The sequence below is a fragment of the Streptomyces sp. NPDC047079 genome (assembly GCF_040643755.1).
Classification (GTDB): Bacteria; Actinomycetota; Actinomycetes; order Streptomycetales; family Streptomycetaceae; genus Streptomyces.
Genome location: NZ_JBEYUZ010000026.1, coordinates 41,807 through 59,455, shown reverse-complemented (window position 1 = coordinate 59,455; position 17,649 = coordinate 41,807). Strand labels below are relative to the sequence as shown.

16 protein-coding genes are annotated in these 17,649 nt (G+C 71.9%); 8 read left to right on the top strand and 8 right to left on the bottom strand.

All coding sequences use genetic code 11. From position 1 onward, the window contains the following. The first annotated feature begins 72 nt into the window (after positions 1–72). Together ABZ823_RS26120 and ABZ823_RS26115 are read left to right on the top strand one after the other, a co-directional pair. On the top strand, positions 73–1,404 hold the full coding sequence (locus tag ABZ823_RS26120; RefSeq protein WP_361665108.1) for a peptidase C39 family protein: 1,332 nt from the start codon (positions 73–75) through the stop codon (positions 1,402–1,404). A gap of 199 nt (positions 1,405–1,603) precedes the next feature. Beyond that, positions 1,604–2,263 (top strand): TetR/AcrR family transcriptional regulator, encoded by a 660-nt coding sequence (locus ABZ823_RS26115; protein ID WP_361665099.1) that lies wholly within the window; start codon positions 1,604–1,606, stop codon positions 2,261–2,263. Between the two features lie 56 nt (positions 2,264–2,319). Here ABZ823_RS26115 and ABZ823_RS26110 read toward each other — a convergent pair whose 3' ends face one another. Further along, positions 2,320–3,564: a glycoside hydrolase family 18 protein gene (locus ABZ823_RS26110; protein WP_361665096.1), complete on the bottom strand. Its 1,245-nt coding sequence runs from the start codon at positions 3,562–3,564 to the stop codon at positions 2,320–2,322. Between the two features lie 338 nt (positions 3,565–3,902). Between ABZ823_RS26110 and ABZ823_RS26105 the strand changes: the two genes are divergently transcribed. Further along, positions 3,903–5,075 carry an acyl-CoA dehydrogenase family protein gene (locus ABZ823_RS26105; protein ID WP_361665105.1) on the top strand — a complete coding sequence of 391 codons (1,173 nt, stop codon included), beginning with the start codon at positions 3,903–3,905 and terminating at the stop codon, positions 5,073–5,075. A gap of 398 nt (positions 5,076–5,473) precedes the next feature. Here ABZ823_RS26105 and ABZ823_RS26100 read toward each other — a convergent pair whose 3' ends face one another. Beyond that, positions 5,474–5,905, bottom strand: a complete 432-nt coding sequence (locus ABZ823_RS26100; protein ID WP_361665093.1) for a hypothetical protein — start codon at positions 5,903–5,905, stop codon at positions 5,474–5,476. A 267-nt stretch (positions 5,906–6,172) separates the two neighbouring features. On the opposite strand from ABZ823_RS26100, the gene ABZ823_RS26095 reads away from it, so the two are divergent. The 4 genes from ABZ823_RS26095 to fxsA all read left to right on the top strand — a co-directional run bounded on the left by ABZ823_RS26095 (position 6,173) and on the right by fxsA (position 10,456). After that, complete coding sequence (locus tag ABZ823_RS26095; RefSeq protein WP_121888443.1) at positions 6,173–6,613, top strand: Lrp/AsnC family transcriptional regulator; 441 nt, start codon at positions 6,173–6,175, stop codon at positions 6,611–6,613. 140 nt (positions 6,614–6,753) lie between these two features. Beyond that, positions 6,754–8,370 (top strand): amidohydrolase, encoded by a 1,617-nt coding sequence (locus tag ABZ823_RS26090; protein WP_361665090.1) that lies wholly within the window; start codon positions 6,754–6,756, stop codon positions 8,368–8,370. A gap of 552 nt (positions 8,371–8,922) precedes the next feature. Then, positions 8,923–9,717, top strand: coding sequence for a polyprenol monophosphomannose synthase (locus tag ABZ823_RS26085; protein WP_361665087.1), 795 nt, complete (start codon positions 8,923–8,925; stop codon positions 9,715–9,717). A gap of 178 nt (positions 9,718–9,895) precedes the next feature. Then, positions 9,896–10,456 carry an FxsA family membrane protein gene (fxsA, locus tag ABZ823_RS26080; RefSeq protein WP_361665084.1) on the top strand — a complete coding sequence of 187 codons (561 nt, stop codon included), beginning with the start codon at positions 9,896–9,898 and terminating at the stop codon, positions 10,454–10,456. A gap of 185 nt (positions 10,457–10,641) precedes the next feature. Here fxsA and ABZ823_RS26075 read toward each other — a convergent pair whose 3' ends face one another. The 4 genes from ABZ823_RS26075 to ABZ823_RS26060 all read right to left on the bottom strand — a co-directional run bounded on the left by ABZ823_RS26075 (position 10,642) and on the right by ABZ823_RS26060 (position 14,121). After that, entirely contained in the window at positions 10,642–11,016 is a 375-nt protein-coding gene (locus ABZ823_RS26075) for an RNA polymerase-binding protein RbpA (RefSeq protein ID WP_361665081.1), read from the bottom strand. A gap of 267 nt (positions 11,017–11,283) precedes the next feature. Next, the gene (locus ABZ823_RS26070; protein ID WP_361665078.1) at positions 11,284–12,645 is read right to left on the bottom strand and encodes an MFS transporter; all 1,362 of its coding nucleotides are present in this window, start codon (positions 12,643–12,645) and stop codon (positions 11,284–11,286) included. A gap of 64 nt (positions 12,646–12,709) precedes the next feature. Then, complete coding sequence (locus tag ABZ823_RS26065) at positions 12,710–13,477, bottom strand: glycerophosphodiester phosphodiesterase (protein WP_361665075.1); 768 nt, start codon at positions 13,475–13,477, stop codon at positions 12,710–12,712. Beyond that, on the bottom strand, positions 13,474–14,121 hold the full coding sequence (locus ABZ823_RS26060; protein WP_361665072.1) for a hypothetical protein: 648 nt from the start codon (positions 14,119–14,121) through the stop codon (positions 13,474–13,476). The genes ABZ823_RS26065 and ABZ823_RS26060 overlap by 4 nt, the downstream gene beginning before the upstream one ends. Before the next feature lie 148 nt (positions 14,122–14,269). Between ABZ823_RS26060 and ABZ823_RS26055 the strand changes: the two genes are divergently transcribed. Beyond that, positions 14,270–15,769, top strand: a complete 1,500-nt coding sequence (locus tag ABZ823_RS26055) for a PLP-dependent aminotransferase family protein (protein WP_361665069.1) — start codon at positions 14,270–14,272, stop codon at positions 15,767–15,769. A 24-nt stretch (positions 15,770–15,793) separates the two neighbouring features. Here the strand turns inward: ABZ823_RS26055 and ABZ823_RS26050 are convergent, their stop codons facing one another. Together ABZ823_RS26050 and ABZ823_RS26045 are read right to left on the bottom strand one after the other, a co-directional pair. After that, positions 15,794–17,347, bottom strand: coding sequence for an ATP-binding protein (locus ABZ823_RS26050; RefSeq protein WP_361665066.1), 1,554 nt, complete (start codon positions 17,345–17,347; stop codon positions 15,794–15,796). Positions 17,348–17,387: 40 nt separating this feature from the next. Then, entirely contained in the window at positions 17,388–17,582 is a 195-nt protein-coding gene (locus tag ABZ823_RS26045) for a hypothetical protein (protein WP_361665063.1), read from the bottom strand. Positions 17,583–17,649 lie beyond the last annotated feature (67 nt).

Below are 17,649 nucleotides of genomic sequence, written 5' to 3'. Positions count from 1 at the left end.
CACTTTTCTGTTGCTCTTCCCGGGTGGCCTTCACCACTTGCGTGCTGTCGACGGGCACCCCCCGCCCGGCCTCTGCGCCGCGCGGGCGGCCCCCCCCCCCCCCCCCCCCCCCCCGCGGCCGCGAGCCCGGCGGCCGCGGCCACCCCGGCCGCCGGACCGGCGAAGGAATCCCCGCGTACCGTGGACTACCGCGCTTGGACCTCGTACCCCGACTGGCGCAGCGGCAGCAGCCAGGGTGTCCGCGCCCTCCCCGGCGCCCGCCCCGGGGTGGCGATCGCCAGCCCAGCCGGCCGCACCGACTACACCGACCCGCACACCGGGAAGACCGCGAGCTGGGAGTACGCCACCTGGACCTCCCCCGTGCACCGCCTCACCGTCCCGTCCACCGAGGCCGTCGCCTCCTGGAACGCGGACACCCCGGCGGGCACCTGGCTCCAGGTCGAGCTGAAGGGGACCTACTCCGACGGCGCGGACACCTCCTGGTACGTGATGGGCCGCTGGGCGGCCGGAGACCAGGACATCCGGCGGACCTCCGTCGACGACCAGACCGACGGCAAGAGCGCCATCTGGACCGACACCTTCGCCATCGGGGACGCCGCCTCAGGCCTGCGCCTGATGTCGTACCGGCTGCGCCTGACCCTCTACCGCACGCCGGGTACCCGGCTCACCCCGACCGTGTGGCGGCTCGGCGCCATGGGCTCCGACATCCCGGACCGCTTCACCGTCCCGGCCTCCGCCCCGGGCCTCGCCCGCGAGCTGGCCGTCCCGCGCTACTCGCAGGAGATCCACAAGGGTCAGTACCCCGAGTACGACAACGGCGGCGAGGCGTGGTGCAGCCCCACCTCCTCGCAGATGATCATCGAGTACTGGGGTCGGAAGCCCACCCCCGAGCAGCTGTCCTGGGTCGACCCCTCGTATGCCGACCCCCAGGTCTGCCACGCGGCCCGCTCCACCTACGACCACCAGTACCAGGGCTGCGGCAACTGGCCGTTCAACGCGGCCTACGCGGCAACGTTCAAGGACCTGCAGGGTGTGGTCACCCGGCTGTCCTCGCTCACCGACCTGGAGCGGCTGATCGCCGCGGGGATCCCCGCGATCACCTCCCAGTCGTTCCTCAAGGAGGAGCTGACGGGGGCCGGGTACGGCACCTCCGGTCATCTCATGGCCGTGATCGGCTTCACCGCCGACGGCGACGTGATCGCCAACGACCCGGCCTCGCCCGACGACGAGGCGGTGCGGCGCGTCTACAAGCGGCGGGAGTTCGAGAACATCTGGCTCAGGACCAAGCGGTACAACGCGTCCGGCAAGGTCGTCTCCGGCAGTGGCGGGGTCTGCTACCTGTACTTCCCGGCGCACCCGACGCCCCAGCAGCGCGAGGCGCTGGCCGCGGTGGGCGTGCGCTGACCCGAGCCCCCGCGTCCTCAGGCCCCCGGGAGACCGGGGGCGCAGCTCGGCCGGCCGTGACCCGAGCCACAGCCTGTCCTGAAACCGGCCCGCTCTTTGCGAACAGCGTCCCACCAAGTCGATCAGAGTCGAACATGCTGGTGGTGTCGTTCTGCAATACTGCGGATGTCCCGCCGGTAGTTGGAGGCTTGGGCCGAAATTGAAGAACAGTCAACAGCGTGGCGCGACACGTCCGCGGGCGCGCGGCACCGGTCGTTCTCTGGCGCGCCGCGCGGAACTGATCGCCATCGGGCGGAAGTTATTCTCAGACACCTCGTACGACGCGTTGTCCATGGACGACATCGCGCGCCACGCCCATGTGGCCAAAGGGCTGATCTACTACTACTTCACATCGAAGCGCGGCTATTACCTGGCGATTGTCGAGGATTCGGTGGCCGGCCTCGTGAACCTGGCGGCCGGCGGCCTCGAACTGCCTCCGGTGGAGCGGGTGAACCGTACCATCGACAGCTATCTGCGCTACGCCGAGAACAACCAGGCCGCCTACCGCACGATCGTGAGCGGCGGGGTCGGCTTCGACGCCCAGGTCCACGCGATCCGGGACGGGGTGCGCGAGGCGATCGTGACCACCATCGCCGAGGGGGCGTACGGTCGGCGTGAGATCCCCCCTCTGGTGCGCATGGGGCTGCTCGGCTGGGTGTGCAGCGTGGAAGGCGCCGCTCTCGACTGGATCGACCGCCCGGAGCTGTCCCGCGACACCATGCGCGAACTGCTCGTGAAGACGCTCGGCGGCACCCTGCGAGCCATAGAGGAGCTGGAACCCTCCCGCGTGGCCCCGCCGCCCGCCCGCCGGGACCCCTGACGGCAAAGTGGGGCGGGAGCCGCCACGGCTCCCGCCCCAGTGCCCTGCCGGACACGTCAGTTGATGGCCTTGATCAACTCCCCGCTCGCGGTGTCACCGCTCAGCTCCCAGAAGAAGGTGCCGCCCAGGCCCTGCTGGTTCTTGTAGGCCATCTTGGTCGCGATGGTCGACGGTGTGTCGTAACTCCACCAGTCGTCACCGCACTTGGCGTACGCGGTGCCGCCCACGGTGCCGGTCGCCGGGCACTTGCTCTTGAGCACCTTGTAGTCGTCGATGCCCTGCTCGTAGGTGCCCGCCGCCGGGCCGGTGGCCGTCCCGCCCGGCGCCGCCTGGGTGACACCGGTCCAGCCGCGCCCGTAGAAGCCGATACCGAGCAGCAGCTTCGACGACGGGATGCCGAGTCCCTTGAGCTTGGCGATGGTGGCGGAGGTGTGGTAGCCGGCCTTCGGGATGCCGGAGTAGGAGTTCAGCGGCGAGTGCGGGGCCGTTGGGCCGGTCGGGTCCCAGGCCCCGAAGTAGTCGTACGTCATCGGGTTGTACCAGTCGACGTACGGTGCCGCTCCAGCGTAGTCCGCCGCGTCGATCTTGCCGCCGCTCGTGGCGTCGGCCGTGATCGCCGCCGTGACCAGCGAGCCGGAGCCGAACTTCGAGCGCAGCGCCGCCATCAGGTTCTTGAACGCCGCCCGGCCGCTGGTGTCGCAGGTGTTGCCGCAGGCGTTCGGGTACTCCCAGTCGATGTCGATGCCGTCGAAGACGCCCGCCCACTTGGAGTTCTTCACCAGGTCGTAGCAGGACTGGGCGAAGGCGGCAGGGTTCTTCGCGGCCTCGCCGAAGCCGCTCGACCAGGTCCAGCCGCCGAAGGACCAGAGGATCTTGAGGTTCGGGTGCTTCTTCTTCAGCTTCAGCAGCTGGTTGAAGTTGCCGCGCAAGGGCTGGTCCCAGGTGTCGGCGACGCCGTCCACCGACTCGGCCGCGGTGTAGGCGCGGTCGGTGGCGGCGTAGGAGTCGCCCATCGCGCACTTGCCGCCGGTGACGTTGCCGAAGGCGTAGTTGATGTGGGTGAGCTTCGCCGCCGACCCGGAGGTCTCGATGTTCCTGACGACGTACTTGCGGTCGTAGGTGCCCCATTCGGTGAAGTAGCCGACGACCTTGGAGCCGGCTGCGGCCTGCTGGGCGGGGCGCGCCTCGGTGGCGGTCGCGGTGCCCGCGCCCGCGAGCAGCCCGGCCCCGAGGACGGCGCTGCATGCGGCGGACACGAGCGCCCGGAGGGGGAGGGCGCGGAAGCGGTGCGGTGTGAGCATCGTGTCTCCTCCGTGGGGGAGAGGGGAACGCGCGCTGACTGTACGCGTGCAGATTGGCATGAACGCGGTGAAACGGTGATCCGCAACAGTAGGAGGACTAGACCAGCATGGTCAATGGTTCGGACCAATCCGGGTTCCGCATTTTCTTCGGAGTAAGCGGTCGTTAACTGGTGACTCCATGCCTCCGATCGGGCATACTCCAAGCGCCACAACCGCTGGTCAGCCGGTTCCGCAACCCGGAGCGGCGAGCATCGGCCAGGCCCAGTGAGACCCGGCGGAGCTGTCCCACCCAAGGCGCGCATCCGTCGATGTTCCCGAACAGGGAGGAGAGCGTCGCCATGCCCGACCGCGCCCCGCAACCGGTGGACCGGCAACTGCCCACGGACGAGGCCAGGGACCTGATCTCGCTCGTCCGCGACATCGCGCAGCGCGAGATCGCGCCGAAGGCGGCCGAGGAGGAGTACGCAGGGCACTTCCCGCGCGAGGTCTTCCGCCTGCTCTCCGAATCCGGACTCCTCGGCCTGCCCTACGCCTCCGAGTACGGCGGCGGCGACCAGCCGTACGAGGTCTACCTCCAGGTCCTCGAGGAGCTGGCCACGGCCCGCCTCACCGTCGGCCTCGGTGTCAGCGTCCACACCCTGGCCTGCCACGCCCTGGCGCACTACGGCACCAAGGAACAGCAGGTCGAGCACCTGCCGGCGATGCTCGGCGGCGGTCTGCTGGGCGCCTACTGCCTCTCCGAGGCGTCCTCCGGGTCGGATGCGGCGTCCTTGCGTACAAAGGCCCGCCGCGACGGCGACCACTGGTTGATCGACGGCACCAAGGCGTGGATCACGCACGGCGGGATCGCCGACTTCTACACCGTGATGGCGCGCACCGGTGTGGAGGGACCGCGCGGTATCAGCGCCTTCCTCGTCCCGGGCGACGCCGAGGGGCTGAGCGGTGTGACGCCCGAGAAGAAGATGGGCATGACGGGCTCCCCCACCGCGCAGGTGCACTTCGACGGGGTGCGGGTGCCCGACGAGCGGCGCATCGGCGAAGAGGGCCAGGGCTTCGCGATCGCCCTGTCCGCGCTCGAATCCGGGCGGCTCGGCATCGCCGCCTGCGCCATCGGTCTGGCCCAGGCGGCCCTCGACGAGGCCGTCGCGTACGCGACCGAGCGCCTGCAGTTCGGGCGGCCGATCTCGGACTTCGAGGGGTTGCGTTTCATGCTCGCCGACATGGCGACGCAGATCGAGGCGGGCCGGGCGCTGTATCTGGCGGCGGCGCGACTGCGCGACGCGGGCCGGCCGTTCGCCAAGCAGGCCGCCATGGCCAAGCTGCACTGCACCGACACGGCGATGAAGGTCACCACCGACGCCGTCCAGGTCCTCGGCGGGTACGGCTACACCGCCGACTTCCCGGTCGAGCGCTATATGCGCGAGGCCAAGGCGCTCCAGATCGTCGAGGGGACCAACCAGATCCAGCGGATGGTCATCGCCCGTCACCTCGTGGGTCCCGAGACCCGGTGAACGGGTCCTGGTCCGCCGCGCGCCGGCCCTGGCCGGCCGGGGGCGCGGAGAGCCGCACCCACTCCGGGTCGTGGCGACCCGGCAGTGTGCGCCCGCGGTCGGCCCACGTGCGCATCAGCGCACGGTAGATGGGCGGATCCTGGGGCTGGGGCGGCGGCGGCAGAAATGCTGCCGACGCCGGGACGAGCACCCGTCGCCGACGTCCGCTCGCCGATTGTGTGGCGGTCATGCATGGGGAACGGCGGGGCGTGTGCGCAGGTCACCGGCCCCGGTATTCGAGCGTGAGTTCCTGGGGGCCTCGTACGGGGGCACGGCCCGACTTCACCTGACGGCCCGGTGGGGTCGGAGGGGCGGACCGTGTCCGGTGCCGTCCGGTGACGGCGGAGCGGCGGGTGGTGTCAGGCCGCCTGCCGGGGCATCACCGGCATCCGCACCGGGCGCGAGCCAGGGCCGCCGACGTGAGAGAACGGCTGCATCCGCCAGTCGAGTCCCTGAGGGAGCGTCAACAGCAGGGCGGTGTCCTGCTCCTGGGGCGCCACGGACTCGTCCGCGGGCCGGGCTTCGGCTGCCGAGCGGCCCGTTCCGGCGCAGACCGTGAGACCGAAGGGGTTCCACGGCGAGGCGCACAGCGCGTGCTCGGGCAGGACCTCCTCGTCCGCCAGGAGGGCGATCGGTTGCGCGCAGTCCGGGCAGATCACCCGGTACATCTCGAAGGTGTCGTACGCGTCGAACTCGTCGTCGTCGGCGGGTTCGACGCCCTCCGGCTCGGGCTCGACGACCGGCTGCTGCCGCTTGGACACGCTGCGACCAGGGTGCTTCAGACTCTGCATGGGATTCTCCCCCTCGGGCTGGGCCGACCAGGAACCGCGGCCTCGACCACAGCAAGCACTTCCCGTCCGGTCTCGGCGGTAATCACGAGGACATCACGAAGCCTGTCCGGGTTCTGTGGCGTTCGTCACATGCCGCCCGCAGGTGCCGGGTACGGCCGCCGTCTGCCGCGAAGGCTCCCTCATCCCCCTGGCCAACATCACAAACCGGGTATGACCTGCGCCGCTGAGGTATCCGCGGGGATTGGCCGCACTGTAGGTTCTAGCGCCATGGAGGAGCTGGACCGACAAATCGTGCAGCTGCTCGTCAAGGACGGGCGGATGAGCTACACCGACCTGGGCAAGGCCACCGGCCTGTCCACGTCGGCCGTGCACCAGCGGGTGCGCCGGCTGGAGCAGCGCGGCGTCATCCGCGGGTACGCCGCGGTCGTCGACCCGGAGGCCGTCGGACTGCCGATGACCGCCTTCATCTCGGTGAAGCCGTTCGACCCCAGCGCCCCCGACGACATCGCGGACCGCCTGGCCGGCGTCCCGGAGATCGAGGCGTGTCACAGCGTCGCGGGCGACGAGAACTACATCCTCAAGGTCCGCGTGGCCACGCCCCACGAGCTGGAGGAACTGCTCGCGCGGCTGCGGACGCTCGCGGGGGTGTCGACGCGCACGACGGTGGTCCTCTCCACACCGTACGAGGCCCGGCCGCCCCGCATCTGACGCGGCCGGACGCCCCCCGTACGGGAGGACCGGAGGCTTCCGGCAGGAGCGGGTCCTGCGGGCGCCTGCGCACCCGCGTACCGGCGTGTCCGGCCGGACCTGCGTGTCGGGCCGTTCGGGCGAGGCGCGAGACTGTTCCCATGAATGAGCGCACCGCCCCGCAGCGGACCGTCCTGCTGCGCCGAGGAGAAGTCCACAGCCCCGCCGATCCCTTCGCGACGGCCATGGTCGTCGAGCGCGGACAGATCGCCTGGGTCGGCTCCGAAGGCGCGGCCGACGCGTTCGCGGAAGGCGTGGACGAGGTCGTGGACCTGGCCGGCGCGCTCGTCACCCCTGCCTTCACCGACGCCCATGTCCACACGACCTCCACGGGTCTCGCGCTCACCGGTCTCGACCTGTCCGACGCGCCCTCCCTCACGGCCGCCCTCGCCCTCGTCCGCGACTTCGCCGCCGCCCGCCCCGGGGACCGCGTGCTGCTCGGTCACGGCTGGGACTCCTCCCGCTGGCCCGAGCGGCGGGCCCCGCGCCGGGAGGAACTCGACGAGGCCACCGGCGGCCGTCCGCTCTACCTCACCCGCATCGACGTCCACTCCGCCGTCGTCACCACCGCCCTGCTGGACCTGACACCCGGCGTACGCGACCGGGACGGCTTCGCGGACGGGGAACCGCTGACCCGGGACGCCCACCACGCCGTCCGTGCGGCGGCGTTCTCGGCGGTGACCCCCGCCCAGCGCACCGAGGCCCAGCGGGCCGCCCTCGCTCACGCCGCCTCCGTCGGCATCGGCTCGGTCCACGAGTGCGGGGGTCCGGAGATCTCCTCCGAGGAGGACCTCACCGGGCTGCTTCGCCTGGCCGCCGAAGAACCCGGCCCCCGGGTCGTCGGCTACTGGGCGGAGCAGGACGTCGACAAGGCGCGGGAGCTGGGCGCGCTCGGCGCCGCGGGCGATCTGTTCGTCGACGGATCCATCGGCTCGCGCACGGCGTGCCTGCACGAGCAGTACGCCGACGCGGGCCACACCGGCACCGCCTACCTGGACGCCGCCGCCGTCGCCGCGCACGTCGTCGCCTGCACCGAGACCGGGCTCCAGGCGGGCTTCCACGCCATCGGCGACGCCGCAGTCACCGCCGTGGTCGAGGGGGTGCGTGCCGCCGCCGAGAAGATCGGCCTCGCCCGCGTCCGCGCGGCCCGCCACCGTATCGAGCACGCCGAGATGCTCACCCCCGAGACCGTCGCGGCCTTCGCCGAGCTCGGCCTCACCGCTTCCGTGCAGCCCGCCTTCGACGCCCTGTGGGGCGGCACGGACGGCATGTACGCGGAGCGCCTCGGCGCCGACCGGGCCCGGACGCTGAACCCGTTCGCGACGCTGCTGCGCGCCGGTGTCCCGCTGGCCTTCGGCTCCGACAGTCCCGTCACCCCCCTGGAGCCGTGGGGCGCGGTACGGGCGGCGGCCTTCCACCGGACCGCCGAGCACCGGATCTCCGTACGCGCCGCGTTCACGGCGCACACGCGCGGCGGCTGGCGGGCGATCGGACGCGACGACGGCGGGGTACTGGTCCCGGGCGCGCCCGCGGACTACGCCGTATGGCGCACCGACGCACTCGTCGTCCAGGCTCCCGACGACCGGGTGGCCCGCTGGTCCACCGACCCCCGTTCGGGCACTCCGGGACTGCCCGATCTGACCCCTGGCGCCGGCCTTCCCGTCTGCCTGCGCACCGTGGTGGGCGGCCGGACGGTGTTCGTACGGCCGGGCGAGTGATCTGCCGGGGTGGCGTGCCCGTGTCCGCCCCCCCGGGGTCCCGTCGCGCGACCTGCGCATCCTCGCCGCTGACCAGGCGAGGGATGGAGAAACCGCAGGTCGGGCGGCTGTTGACAGTGAGGCGCAGCGGGCCGGTAGGTTCGGCCGCGTCCACCATCGGACGTCCGACCGGGGAACCTCCGCGCAGTCGCCGGAGCGCCGCTGGGTCAGGGATGGTGTGCCGCACCGGCGCACCACCACTGGGAGCCAGGCTCAGCGCCCGCGCCACGGCACGGGAACGTTCCGGCCGGTCGGCAGGGTGCGACCCGGGTGGGGCCCGGACGTCCAGTAGACAACGGCTCTCGGTCGACCCGCAGCCAGCGGGTCCCAGGTCGGCCCGAAGGGCGCCGGGCCCCCATCCGCAGCAAGCCCCGCCGGACGCCGTAAAGTGCGCAAACCGTTGTTCTTACCCGACTCTTGTGGAATCGACACCCCCATGCGCATGTGCTGTCACGTCGGTAGAGACGAGGGACACTATGGTGGTTCCCTGCGTACGGACATGAAGGGGCAGCAGTGAACGACGGCGACGGGACCCTTGCGGCAGGAGCCCAGGGGAGGCAGTTCGGTCCGCTCGGCACCGCCTTGGTGATCATCCCGACCTACAACGAGGCGGAGAACATCAAGACGATCGTCGGCCGCGTGCGCTCGGCCGTGCCCGAGGCGCACGTCCTCGTGGCCGACGACAACAGCCCCGACGGGACGGGCAAGCTCGCGGACGAACTGGCGGCCGAGGACGACCACGTCCACGTCCTGCACCGCAAGGGCAAGCAGGGGCTGGGCGCCGCCTACCTCGCCGGCTTCCGCTGGGGCCTGGAGCGCGACTACGGCGTCCTGGTCGAGATGGACGCCGACGGCTCCCACCAGCCCGAGGAGCTGCCGCGACTGCTGACCGCGCTCAAGGGCGCCGACCTCGTGCTCGGCTCGCGCTGGGTGCCGGGCGGGCGGGTCGTGAACTGGCCCAAGAGCCGCGAGTTCATCTCCCGTGGCGGCAGCCTCTACTCGCGCCTCGCCCTCGATCTGCCGCTGCGCGACATCACCGGCGGCTACCGCGCCTTCCGCCGCGAGACCCTGGAGGGCCTCGGCCTCGACGACGTCGCCTCGCAGGGGTACTGCTTCCAGGTCGACCTGGCGCGCCGCGCCGTCAAGGCCGGCTACCACGTGGTCGAGGTGCCCATCACCTTCGTCGAGCGGGAGCTCGGCGACTCCAAGATGAGCCGGGACATCCTCGTGGAGGCGCTCTGGCGGGTCACCGCGTGGGGTGTCGGAGACCGGGTGGCCAAGTTCAAGGGCCGCGGCACGGCCTCTTGAGCGAGACGGCCTCCTGAGGGATATGCGCGGGGGGGTACGGCCGTCCGTCAACCGAAAGCCGCTTTTTGGCGGTCGCCCGTACGGGTGCACGGCTACGACTGCGGGGCGGACCGGGACGACCGGCCGTGGCCTTGTCCCGCTTGTCCCGCGTTGAGTCCGCTCCAGGCACACTGGAAGCATGACGACAGGCGCACCGACTTCCTCGTACCAGGCCCGGCCCCGGCGTTCCCGGCCGCGCAGGTTCCTGCCGCTGGGCATAGCCGCCTGGCTGGTGCTGGAGATCTGGCTGCTCGCCCTGGTGGCCGACGCGGCCGGCGGGTTCACCGTGTTCCTGCTGCTGGTCGCCGGTTTCGTGCTCGGCGCCGCGGTGGTCAAGCGGGCCGGGCGCCGCGCCTTCCGCAATCTCAGCGAGACGCTCCAGGGGCGGTCCTCGGAGTCCGAGCCGAGGAGCGGCGGCAACGGTCTGACGATGCTCGGCGGCCTGCTCCTGATGCTGCCGGGTCTGATCTCCGATGTGGTGGGCCTGGTGCTCCTGCTCCCGCCGGTGCAGAGGACGGTCGGCCGACGTGCGGAGCGCAGCCTCGACCGCAAGCTCCGCGAGGCACCGTACGGCAGCCTCGGCGACGCCTTCCGGCAGGCCAACATTCACCGGCCCGACGGAAAGGTCGTCCAGGGTGAGGTCATCAGGGACGAGCCCGGGGACACCCCGGGCGAACCGCGACCGCCGCTGAGCCGCTGAGGCCGGGGCGCGTCCGCGGAGTCAAGAGGCCCGTGCGCGGAGCCCCGGACCGCCGAGCGGAGCCTTGGAGCGCGTGTGCAGGCCACCCACTCCCGCGCACACGACAGCGGGCGCCGCACGTCGTACCGACGTATGGCGCCCACTGAACCGTCGTGCGCTGTGCTGCCGTCCAGTCCCTGCGGGAACTACGCGGACTTGCGGCTGTCCCGCGGATGAACCGCGATGTTCATCGCGCCGGAACGGAGAACGGCCAGGCGCTCCGCGAGGACCTCTTCGAGCTCCTCACGGGTGCGCCGCTCCATCAGCATGTCCCAGTGCGTACGCGCGGGCTTGGCCTTCTTCTCTTCCGGGCCGTCGCCGTCCACCAGGAGTGCCGGGGCCCCGCAGACCTTGCACTCCCACTCCGGCGGGATCTCCGCCTCGACCGAGAAGGGCATCTCGAAACGGTGCCCCTTCTCGCATGCGTACTCCACGGCCTGGCGTGGAGCCAGGTCGATGCCGCGGTCCGTCTCGTAGCTGGTCACCACGAGGCGCGTGCCGCGAAGAGCTCGCTCACTCATGAATCGTGCCTCCCGGGCTTGTCGCCCACAGGACAGGTGTCGCTGTCGTCGTCATCCGGTCAACGTCCGGTCGGCGGTAAAGATTCCCGTTCCGAGTCCCGTACCGGGTCATGCGTCGCCGTCGTAGCCGCCCCTTGTTGTACCCACCGGCGCCCGGTTTGTCACATCTGCTAGCAGATGTCACCCAGCGTTTCGGCTCCTTTGACGCGCAGTAACGGTACGCCTGGCAGGCCAAACGCGTACACTACCGCCCTTTGCCTTCAGGTGCTAAATCCTTTCGGGCACCGGATTTCCCGCGTCGCGCACCGCCTGCCGCACCGGGACCCGGGCCAGCAGGACGAAGCCGAGGGCGAAGAAGGCCACCAGCGAGATGATCGCGGCCCGGTAGCTTCCGGTCAGCTGGTAGGTGAGGCCGAACAGCAGAGGGCCCAGCCAGCTCATGCCACGGTCACTCATCTCGTACGCCGAGAAGTACTCGGCCTCCTTGCCGGGCGGCACGAGGTGGGAGAACAGGGAGCGGGAGAGCGCCTGGCTGCCGCCGAGCACCAGCCCGATGCAGGCCGCGAGGAGGAAGAAGCCCACCGGCGCGCCCGCGGGCAGGAAGTAGCCGACGCCGAGCGTCAGCGCCCAGGCCACGAGGGAGCCGAGAATGGTCCGCTTGGCTCCGTGGGCCCGCGCCAGCCGCCCCATGCCCAGGGCTCCGCCGACCGCCAGCACCTGCACCAGCAGCACCGCGACGATCAGCGTGGACTGGCTCAGCCCCAGCTCCTCGGAACCGTACACCGACGCCTGGGAGATCACCGTCTGAATGCCGTCGTTGTAGACGAGATAGGCGAGCAGGAAGGCGAGGGTGAGCGGCTTGCCGCGCATGGCCCGGACGGTGGCCGCCAGTTGCCGCCAGCCGTGCACCGCGGGAGCCGTGGACGTCGCACGGCGGTCGCGCAGCCGACCGAGCGGCACCAGGGTGAACGCCCCCCACCACAGGCCGGCCGAGGCCAGGCAGATGCGGACCGCCGTGGACTCCGAGAGGCCGAAGGAGTCGTGTGCGGTGAACAGGACCAGGTTCGCGATCAGGACCAGGGAGCCGGCCGCGTAGCCGAAGGCCCAGCCGCGCGAGGAGACCGCGTCTCGCTCCTCGGGCGGGGCGATCTGTGGCAGATAGGAGTTGTAGACGACCATCGAGACGGCCATCGACGCGTTCGCGACGATCAGCAGGAGACCGCCGAGCAGATAGCGGTCGCCGTCCAGGAAGAACAGGCCCGTGGTGGCCGTGGCGCCCAGGTACGCGCAGAGGGCGAGAAGGGGCTTCTTGCGGCCCGTGCGGTCGGCCGCCGCACCCGCCAGCGGCATGACCAGGATCGCCACGACGACGGAGACGGAGACCGAGTACGCGAAGAAGGAGCCCGCCCGCACCGGGATGCCCAGCGGGTGCACATATCCGTCCGTGTCCGCCGCCGACTTGGCCACCGAGGTGAGGTAGGGCCCGAGGAACACGGTCAGCACGCTCGTCGAATAGACCGAGCACGCCCAGTCGTAGAAGTACCAGCCGCGCTGTTCGCGCCGCCGCTCGACGGCCCCGTCGGCCGCCCCCGGGAGCTTCGGGGAGCTCCGCTCAGGGGGGACCTCCATCGCCCGCTCGGTGCCGGTGCCCACCGTGCCTCGCTTCCCCGCAGTACGTGATCGTGCGCGGGCCTCAGACCCAGGTGCCCCGGTCCTCGAGGACCTTGCGCAGCGTGTCGATGTGATCGGTCATGATGCCATCCACTCCCAGGTCCAGGAGCCGGTGCATGTCCTCGGGTTCATTGATCGTCCACACGTGGACCTGGAGCCCGAGCGCGTGGGCGGTGCGCACGAAACGGTGGTCCACGACGGGCACGCCCGACTGCGACTCGGGGACCTGGGCGGCGACCGCCGAGCGGCGCACCGGCGCGGGTATCCCCCAGGAGCGCAGCCGAAGGCCCAGCACCCCGCGGGTGCCGTACGACGTCGCCAGACGCGGTCCCGCCAGTCGCTGGGCGCGCGACACGCGTCCCTCGGAGAACGAGCCGACGCAGATCCGGTCCCAGCAGTCCGTGCGGCCGATCAGGTCGAGGAGGGGGAGCAGGGCGGGCTCCGCCTTGACGTCCACGTTCCAGCGCACCTTGGGGAACTCCTCGAGCAGCTCCTCGAACAGGGGTACTGGTTCGGCACCCGCCACACGGGCCTGCCGCACATCGTTCCAGGGCAGGTCGGCGATCCGGCCCGCCCCGTCGGTCACCCGGTCCAACGTCGCGTCGTGGAACGCCACCAGCTTTCCGTCGGCCGTGGCGTGCACATCCGTCTCGATGTACCGGTAGCCCGCCGCGACCGCGCGCCGGAACTGGGCCGCGGTGTTCTCCAGGCCGTCCGCCGCCCCGCCCCGGTGGGCGAAGGGGATCGGGCCGGGATGGTCGAGATAGGGGTGGCGTTTGAGGGTGGTCACCGAGGCAGTATCACCCCCTCCGGTTGCCCGACGGCAACGACCGCGCTGCGCCCCGATGCCCGGGGGACGGCGAACACACGCAGGAAGAACTGGGCGAGCGGGCCGATGGACAGCGCGTACAGGACGGTGCCCACTCCCACGGTGCCGCCGAGGGCGAAGCCGGTCGCGACGACGGCGACCTCGACGGCCGTCCGGAGCAGCCGGATCGAGCGGCCCGTGCGACGGTGCAGACCGGTCATCAGACCGTCACGGGGGCCGGGCCCGAAGTCCGCGGCGATGTACAGGCCGGTCGCCACACCGTTGAGCACGATGCCCGCGAGGAGCAGGGGCACTCGTAGGCCCAGGAAGCGGACCTCGGGGAGTACGGCCAGAGTGGCGTCCATGGCGAAGCCGATGACCAGCACATTGGAGACGGTGCCGAGGCCCGGACGCTGGCGCAGCGGTATCCACAGCAGCAGCACGGCCGCGCCTACGATCGTGAGGACCACGCCCATGCTGAGCCCGGTGAGTTCCGCGAGACCCTGGTGGAGGACGTTCCAGGGCTCCAGGCCGAGGCCGGCCCGGACCAGGAGGGCGGAGCTCGCGCCGTACAGCGCGAGGCCCGCGTACAGCTTGACCAGCCGGCATCCGAGCCGGCTCCTCATGGACGTGTCAACGGACCAGTGGGTTCGGGTAGACGGCTCAGCAGACAAAACGTGCCCCCCTGTGGTGATAGTGGCCTGTCGCATGTCACTCTGTGGCTTGGAAAGACAAGCCATCCATGGCCAATTCCGGGAAGGTGGACTGGGAAACATGGCGCAGTGGACTTCGGCGGTCGGAGCGGCACAGCTCGCCCGGCTGCTCACCTCCCAGCAGGACCGTCCGGCGGGCCCGGGAAACCGCCGTCCGCCCGCCTACCGCGCGCTCGCCGACGGCATCCGGCTGCTGGTGCTGGAGGGCCGCGTGCCCGTCGCGGCCCGGCTGCCCGCCGAGCGGGAGCTGGCGCTCGCCCTGTCCGTGAGCCGGACCACGGTCGCCGCCGCGTACGAGGCACTGCGCACCGAAGGATTCCTGGAGTCCCGCCGCGGAGCGGGCAGCTGGACCGCCGTGCCGGCCGGGAACCCGTTGCCGGCGCGGGGCCTCGAGCCCCTTCCGCCGGAGGCGCTGGGTTCCATGATCGACCTGGGCTGCGCCGCCCTGCCCGCGCCCGAGCCCTGGCTCACCCGCGCCGTGCAGGGAGGCCTGGAGGAGCTGCCGCCCTACGCCCATACGCACGGCGACTACCCGGCGGGGCTGCCCGCGCTGCGCGCCATGATCGCCGAGCGCTACACGGCCCGCGGCATCCCGACCATGCCCGAACAGATCATGGTGACCACGGGTGCCATGGGCGCGATGGACGCGATCTGCCACCTCTTCGCCGGGCGCGGTGAACGCGTCGCCGTCGAGTCACCGTCGTACGCCAACATCCTTCAGCTGATGCGGGAGGCGGGCGCCCGGCTGGTGCCGGTGGCCATGGCCGAGGGGCTCGAGGGCTGGGATCTGGACCGCTGGCGGCAGGTGCTGCGGGAGGCCGCGCCGCGGCTGGCCTACGTCGTCGCGGACTTCCACAATCCGACGGGCGCGCTCGCGGACGAAGACCAGCGCCGCCGCCTGGTGGAGGCGGCGCGGTCCGCCGGGACGGTCCTGGTGGTCGACGAGACCATGATCGAGCTGTACCTGGAGGACGATCTGGAGATGCCGCGCCCGGTGGGCGGTTTCGACCCCGCGGGCTCCACGGTCATCACGGTGGGCTCGGCGAGCAAGGCGTTCTGGGCGGGGCTGCGTATCGGCTGGGTGCGGGCCGCCCCCGATGTGATCCGCAGCCTGGTCGCGGCCCGCGCCTACGCGGACCTGGGCACGCCGGTGCTGGAACAGCTGGCCGTGAACTGGCTCCTCAGCGCGGGCGGCTGGGAGCAGGCGGTGGGCCTGCGGCGCGAGCAGGCCCGGCAGAACCGGGACGCCCTGGTCGCCGCGGTGCGCCGGGAGCTGCCGTCCTGGGAGTTCTCGGTGCCGCGGGGCGGTCTGACGCTGTGGGTGCGCACCGGTGGCCTGTCCGGGTCCCGTCTGGCGGAGGCCGGGGAGCGGGTGGGCGTCCGGGTGCCGTCCGGGCCCCGTTTCGGCGTGGACGGCGCCTTCGAGGGGTTCGTCCGGCTGCCGTTCACGGTGGGGGGTGCGGTTGCGGAGGAGGCGGCGGTGCGTCTGGCCGCCGCGGCGCGTCTGGTGGAGACGGGCGCGTCCGGCCCGGCCGAGGCACCGCGCACCTTCGTCGCCTGACCCGGACCGCGAGCGGCGCCGGGCTCAGCCCTCCGTGGCCAGCGCCTCGACCCCCACCGGTGTGGCGGGCGCACTGCGCCGCGGCAGCAGCCCCAGGACCGCCTGCCGGTCGTTCTCGCTGGTCGCGTCGTCGTACGGGTCCGGGGTGGCCGGCACCTGGAGGCGGTGGACCGGGCCCGAGCCCAGGCGCGCGTAGCCCCGGCCGGGCGGGACGTCCTGGACGGGCGTGGTGTGCGGGGGCGCTCCGAGCACCGTCTCCAGTTCGTCCGGGGCCGCGGGGCCGAGGACCACACGGGCGCGGGTGTACTGCCGCACCGCGTCGGACAGGCCGTCCAGGGCATCGAACTGCTCGGCGACCACGACCGTGACGTTCGCCGCTCGCCCGTGCCGCAGGGGCACCTGGAGCAGGCTCTGGGGATCCGGGCGTCCGTCGGCGGCCGCGAGGTGACCGAGAGCGCCGGGGCGGTCCAGCAGGATCCACAGCGGACGCCTGACGTCGTCCGGCGGCGGGTGCCCGGCCTGCCGCGCGCGGTTGGCCGCGATCAGCCGCCGTTCCGTCTCGTGGGTGGCCCACTCCAGGCTCGTCACCGCGCCGACGAGCCCGGATTCGACGGCCAGCACGCCGTCCCGGCCCGCCAGGCACGCGTACTCGCCCGTGTCGCCGCCCTCGACGATCAGGACGTCGCCGTGCTGCAGGGCCTGGAGGGCGATGGAGCGCACCAGTGTCGTCGTACCGCTGCCGGGCGCGCCGGCGATCAGCAGATGCGGTTCGGTGGACCGTGCCCCGGTGCGCCACACCACCGGCGGCACATCGCGCTGCTCCTCGCCGTGGGTGAGCGGAAGCGTGCGCTGGACGCCGGTGGGGTCGGTGAAGCCTAGGACCGTCTCGCCCGGTGCGGTCACGAAGCGCTGTGCGGCGATGTCGGTGGGCAGGGGCGCCAGCACGGTCACCGCCAGCTCGTTCGCCTCCTCGTCCCAGGCGAAGTGGTACTCGCGGCCCCGGCCGGACTTGGCGTGCAGGAGCTGCTCGATCCGGGCCCGTGACGTGGCCTCCCCGTCGGTGAAGTAGGCGGGATAGCGGATACGCAGCCGGGAGATCCGGCCGCTGTCGTCGAAGTCGTACGAGGGGAAGGCCCGGGCCCACTCCCCGCCGTGCGCATAGAGGGGGTCGGGGTCCTGGGCCGCCGAGAAGTACGGCACCAGCGCCTCGTACAGGGCCCGTAGGCGCTTGGTCTGCGCGTCGTCCGGGCCCTGGGGCCGTGGCGGTCTGCGGTCGCGGCCCTTCCAGGCGGCCGCCGCCATGAGTGCGAGGCCCGCGAGCAGCGGCCCGTACGGTGCCAGGGCCACGACCACGATCACCGAGGCGATCAGGAAGAGGAGCGGCCCCCGCCGGTCCTTCGGTGTCTCCGCCCACCTGCGCCGCCCGGCCGCGGCCAGCCGGCGCAGTCCGCGCGCGAGGGTGAACACCGGCTGGAGGACGTCGCCCGCGCCGCCGGCCGCCGTCCGGGCCATCTGCCGGCCGCGGGCGATCTGGGTGCTGCCGCTGCGCAGGATGCGGGGGAGTGGGCGCCGGGCCACGTCGTTCTCCTGAAGGGTGGGGGCGGGGGCGGGGGCCGGGTCAGAAGTTGATCCCGCCGAGCAGGCTCGCGAGGCTCTGGCCGCCGGCCTTGATCCCCGGGGCGATGCCGGTGCTGGCGAGGTAGAAGCCGAAGAGTGAGCAGATCGTGGCGTGCGAGCCCTTGAGGCCGTCTTTCCGGAAGAAGAGGAAGACGCAGGTGCCGAGCAGCAGCACGCTGGAGACGTTGAGGACCATGGGCTCTCTCCTGGTTCGAGCGGGACTGTCACCATGAGTACTTCCAGGCTCACAGCATGTATCCATA

What these genes read in the sequence shown, in the direction of transcription:
- ABZ823_RS26060 (WP_361665072.1), bottom strand. Translation starts at nt 14,121, where the DNA reads ATGAGGAGCCGGCTCGGATGCCGGCTGGTCAAGCTGTACGCGGGCCTC.
- ABZ823_RS26055 (WP_361665069.1), top strand. Translation starts at nt 14,270, where the DNA reads ATGGCGCAGTGGACTTCGGCGGTCGGAGCGGCACAGCTCGCCCGGCTG.
- ABZ823_RS26095 (WP_121888443.1), top strand. Translation starts at nt 6,173, where the DNA reads ATGGAGGAGCTGGACCGACAAATCGTGCAGCTGCTCGTCAAGGACGGG.
- fxsA (WP_361665084.1), top strand. Translation starts at nt 9,896, where the DNA reads ATGACGACAGGCGCACCGACTTCCTCGTACCAGGCCCGGCCCCGGCGT.
- ABZ823_RS26090 (WP_361665090.1), top strand. Translation starts at nt 6,754, where the DNA reads ATGAATGAGCGCACCGCCCCGCAGCGGACCGTCCTGCTGCGCCGAGGA.
- ABZ823_RS26075 (WP_361665081.1), bottom strand. Translation starts at nt 11,016, where the DNA reads ATGAGTGAGCGAGCTCTTCGCGGCACGCGCCTCGTGGTGACCAGCTAC.
- ABZ823_RS26070 (WP_361665078.1), bottom strand. Translation starts at nt 12,645, where the DNA reads ATGGAGGTCCCCCCTGAGCGGAGCTCCCCGAAGCTCCCGGGGGCGGCC.
- ABZ823_RS26110 (WP_361665096.1), bottom strand. Translation starts at nt 3,564, where the DNA reads ATGCTCACACCGCACCGCTTCCGCGCCCTCCCCCTCCGGGCGCTCGTG.
- ABZ823_RS26105 (WP_361665105.1), top strand. Translation starts at nt 3,903, where the DNA reads ATGCCCGACCGCGCCCCGCAACCGGTGGACCGGCAACTGCCCACGGAC.
- ABZ823_RS26100 (WP_361665093.1), bottom strand. Translation starts at nt 5,905, where the DNA reads ATGCAGAGTCTGAAGCACCCTGGTCGCAGCGTGTCCAAGCGGCAGCAG.
- ABZ823_RS26045 (WP_361665063.1), bottom strand. Translation starts at nt 17,582, where the DNA reads ATGGTCCTCAACGTCTCCAGCGTGCTGCTGCTCGGCACCTGCGTCTTC.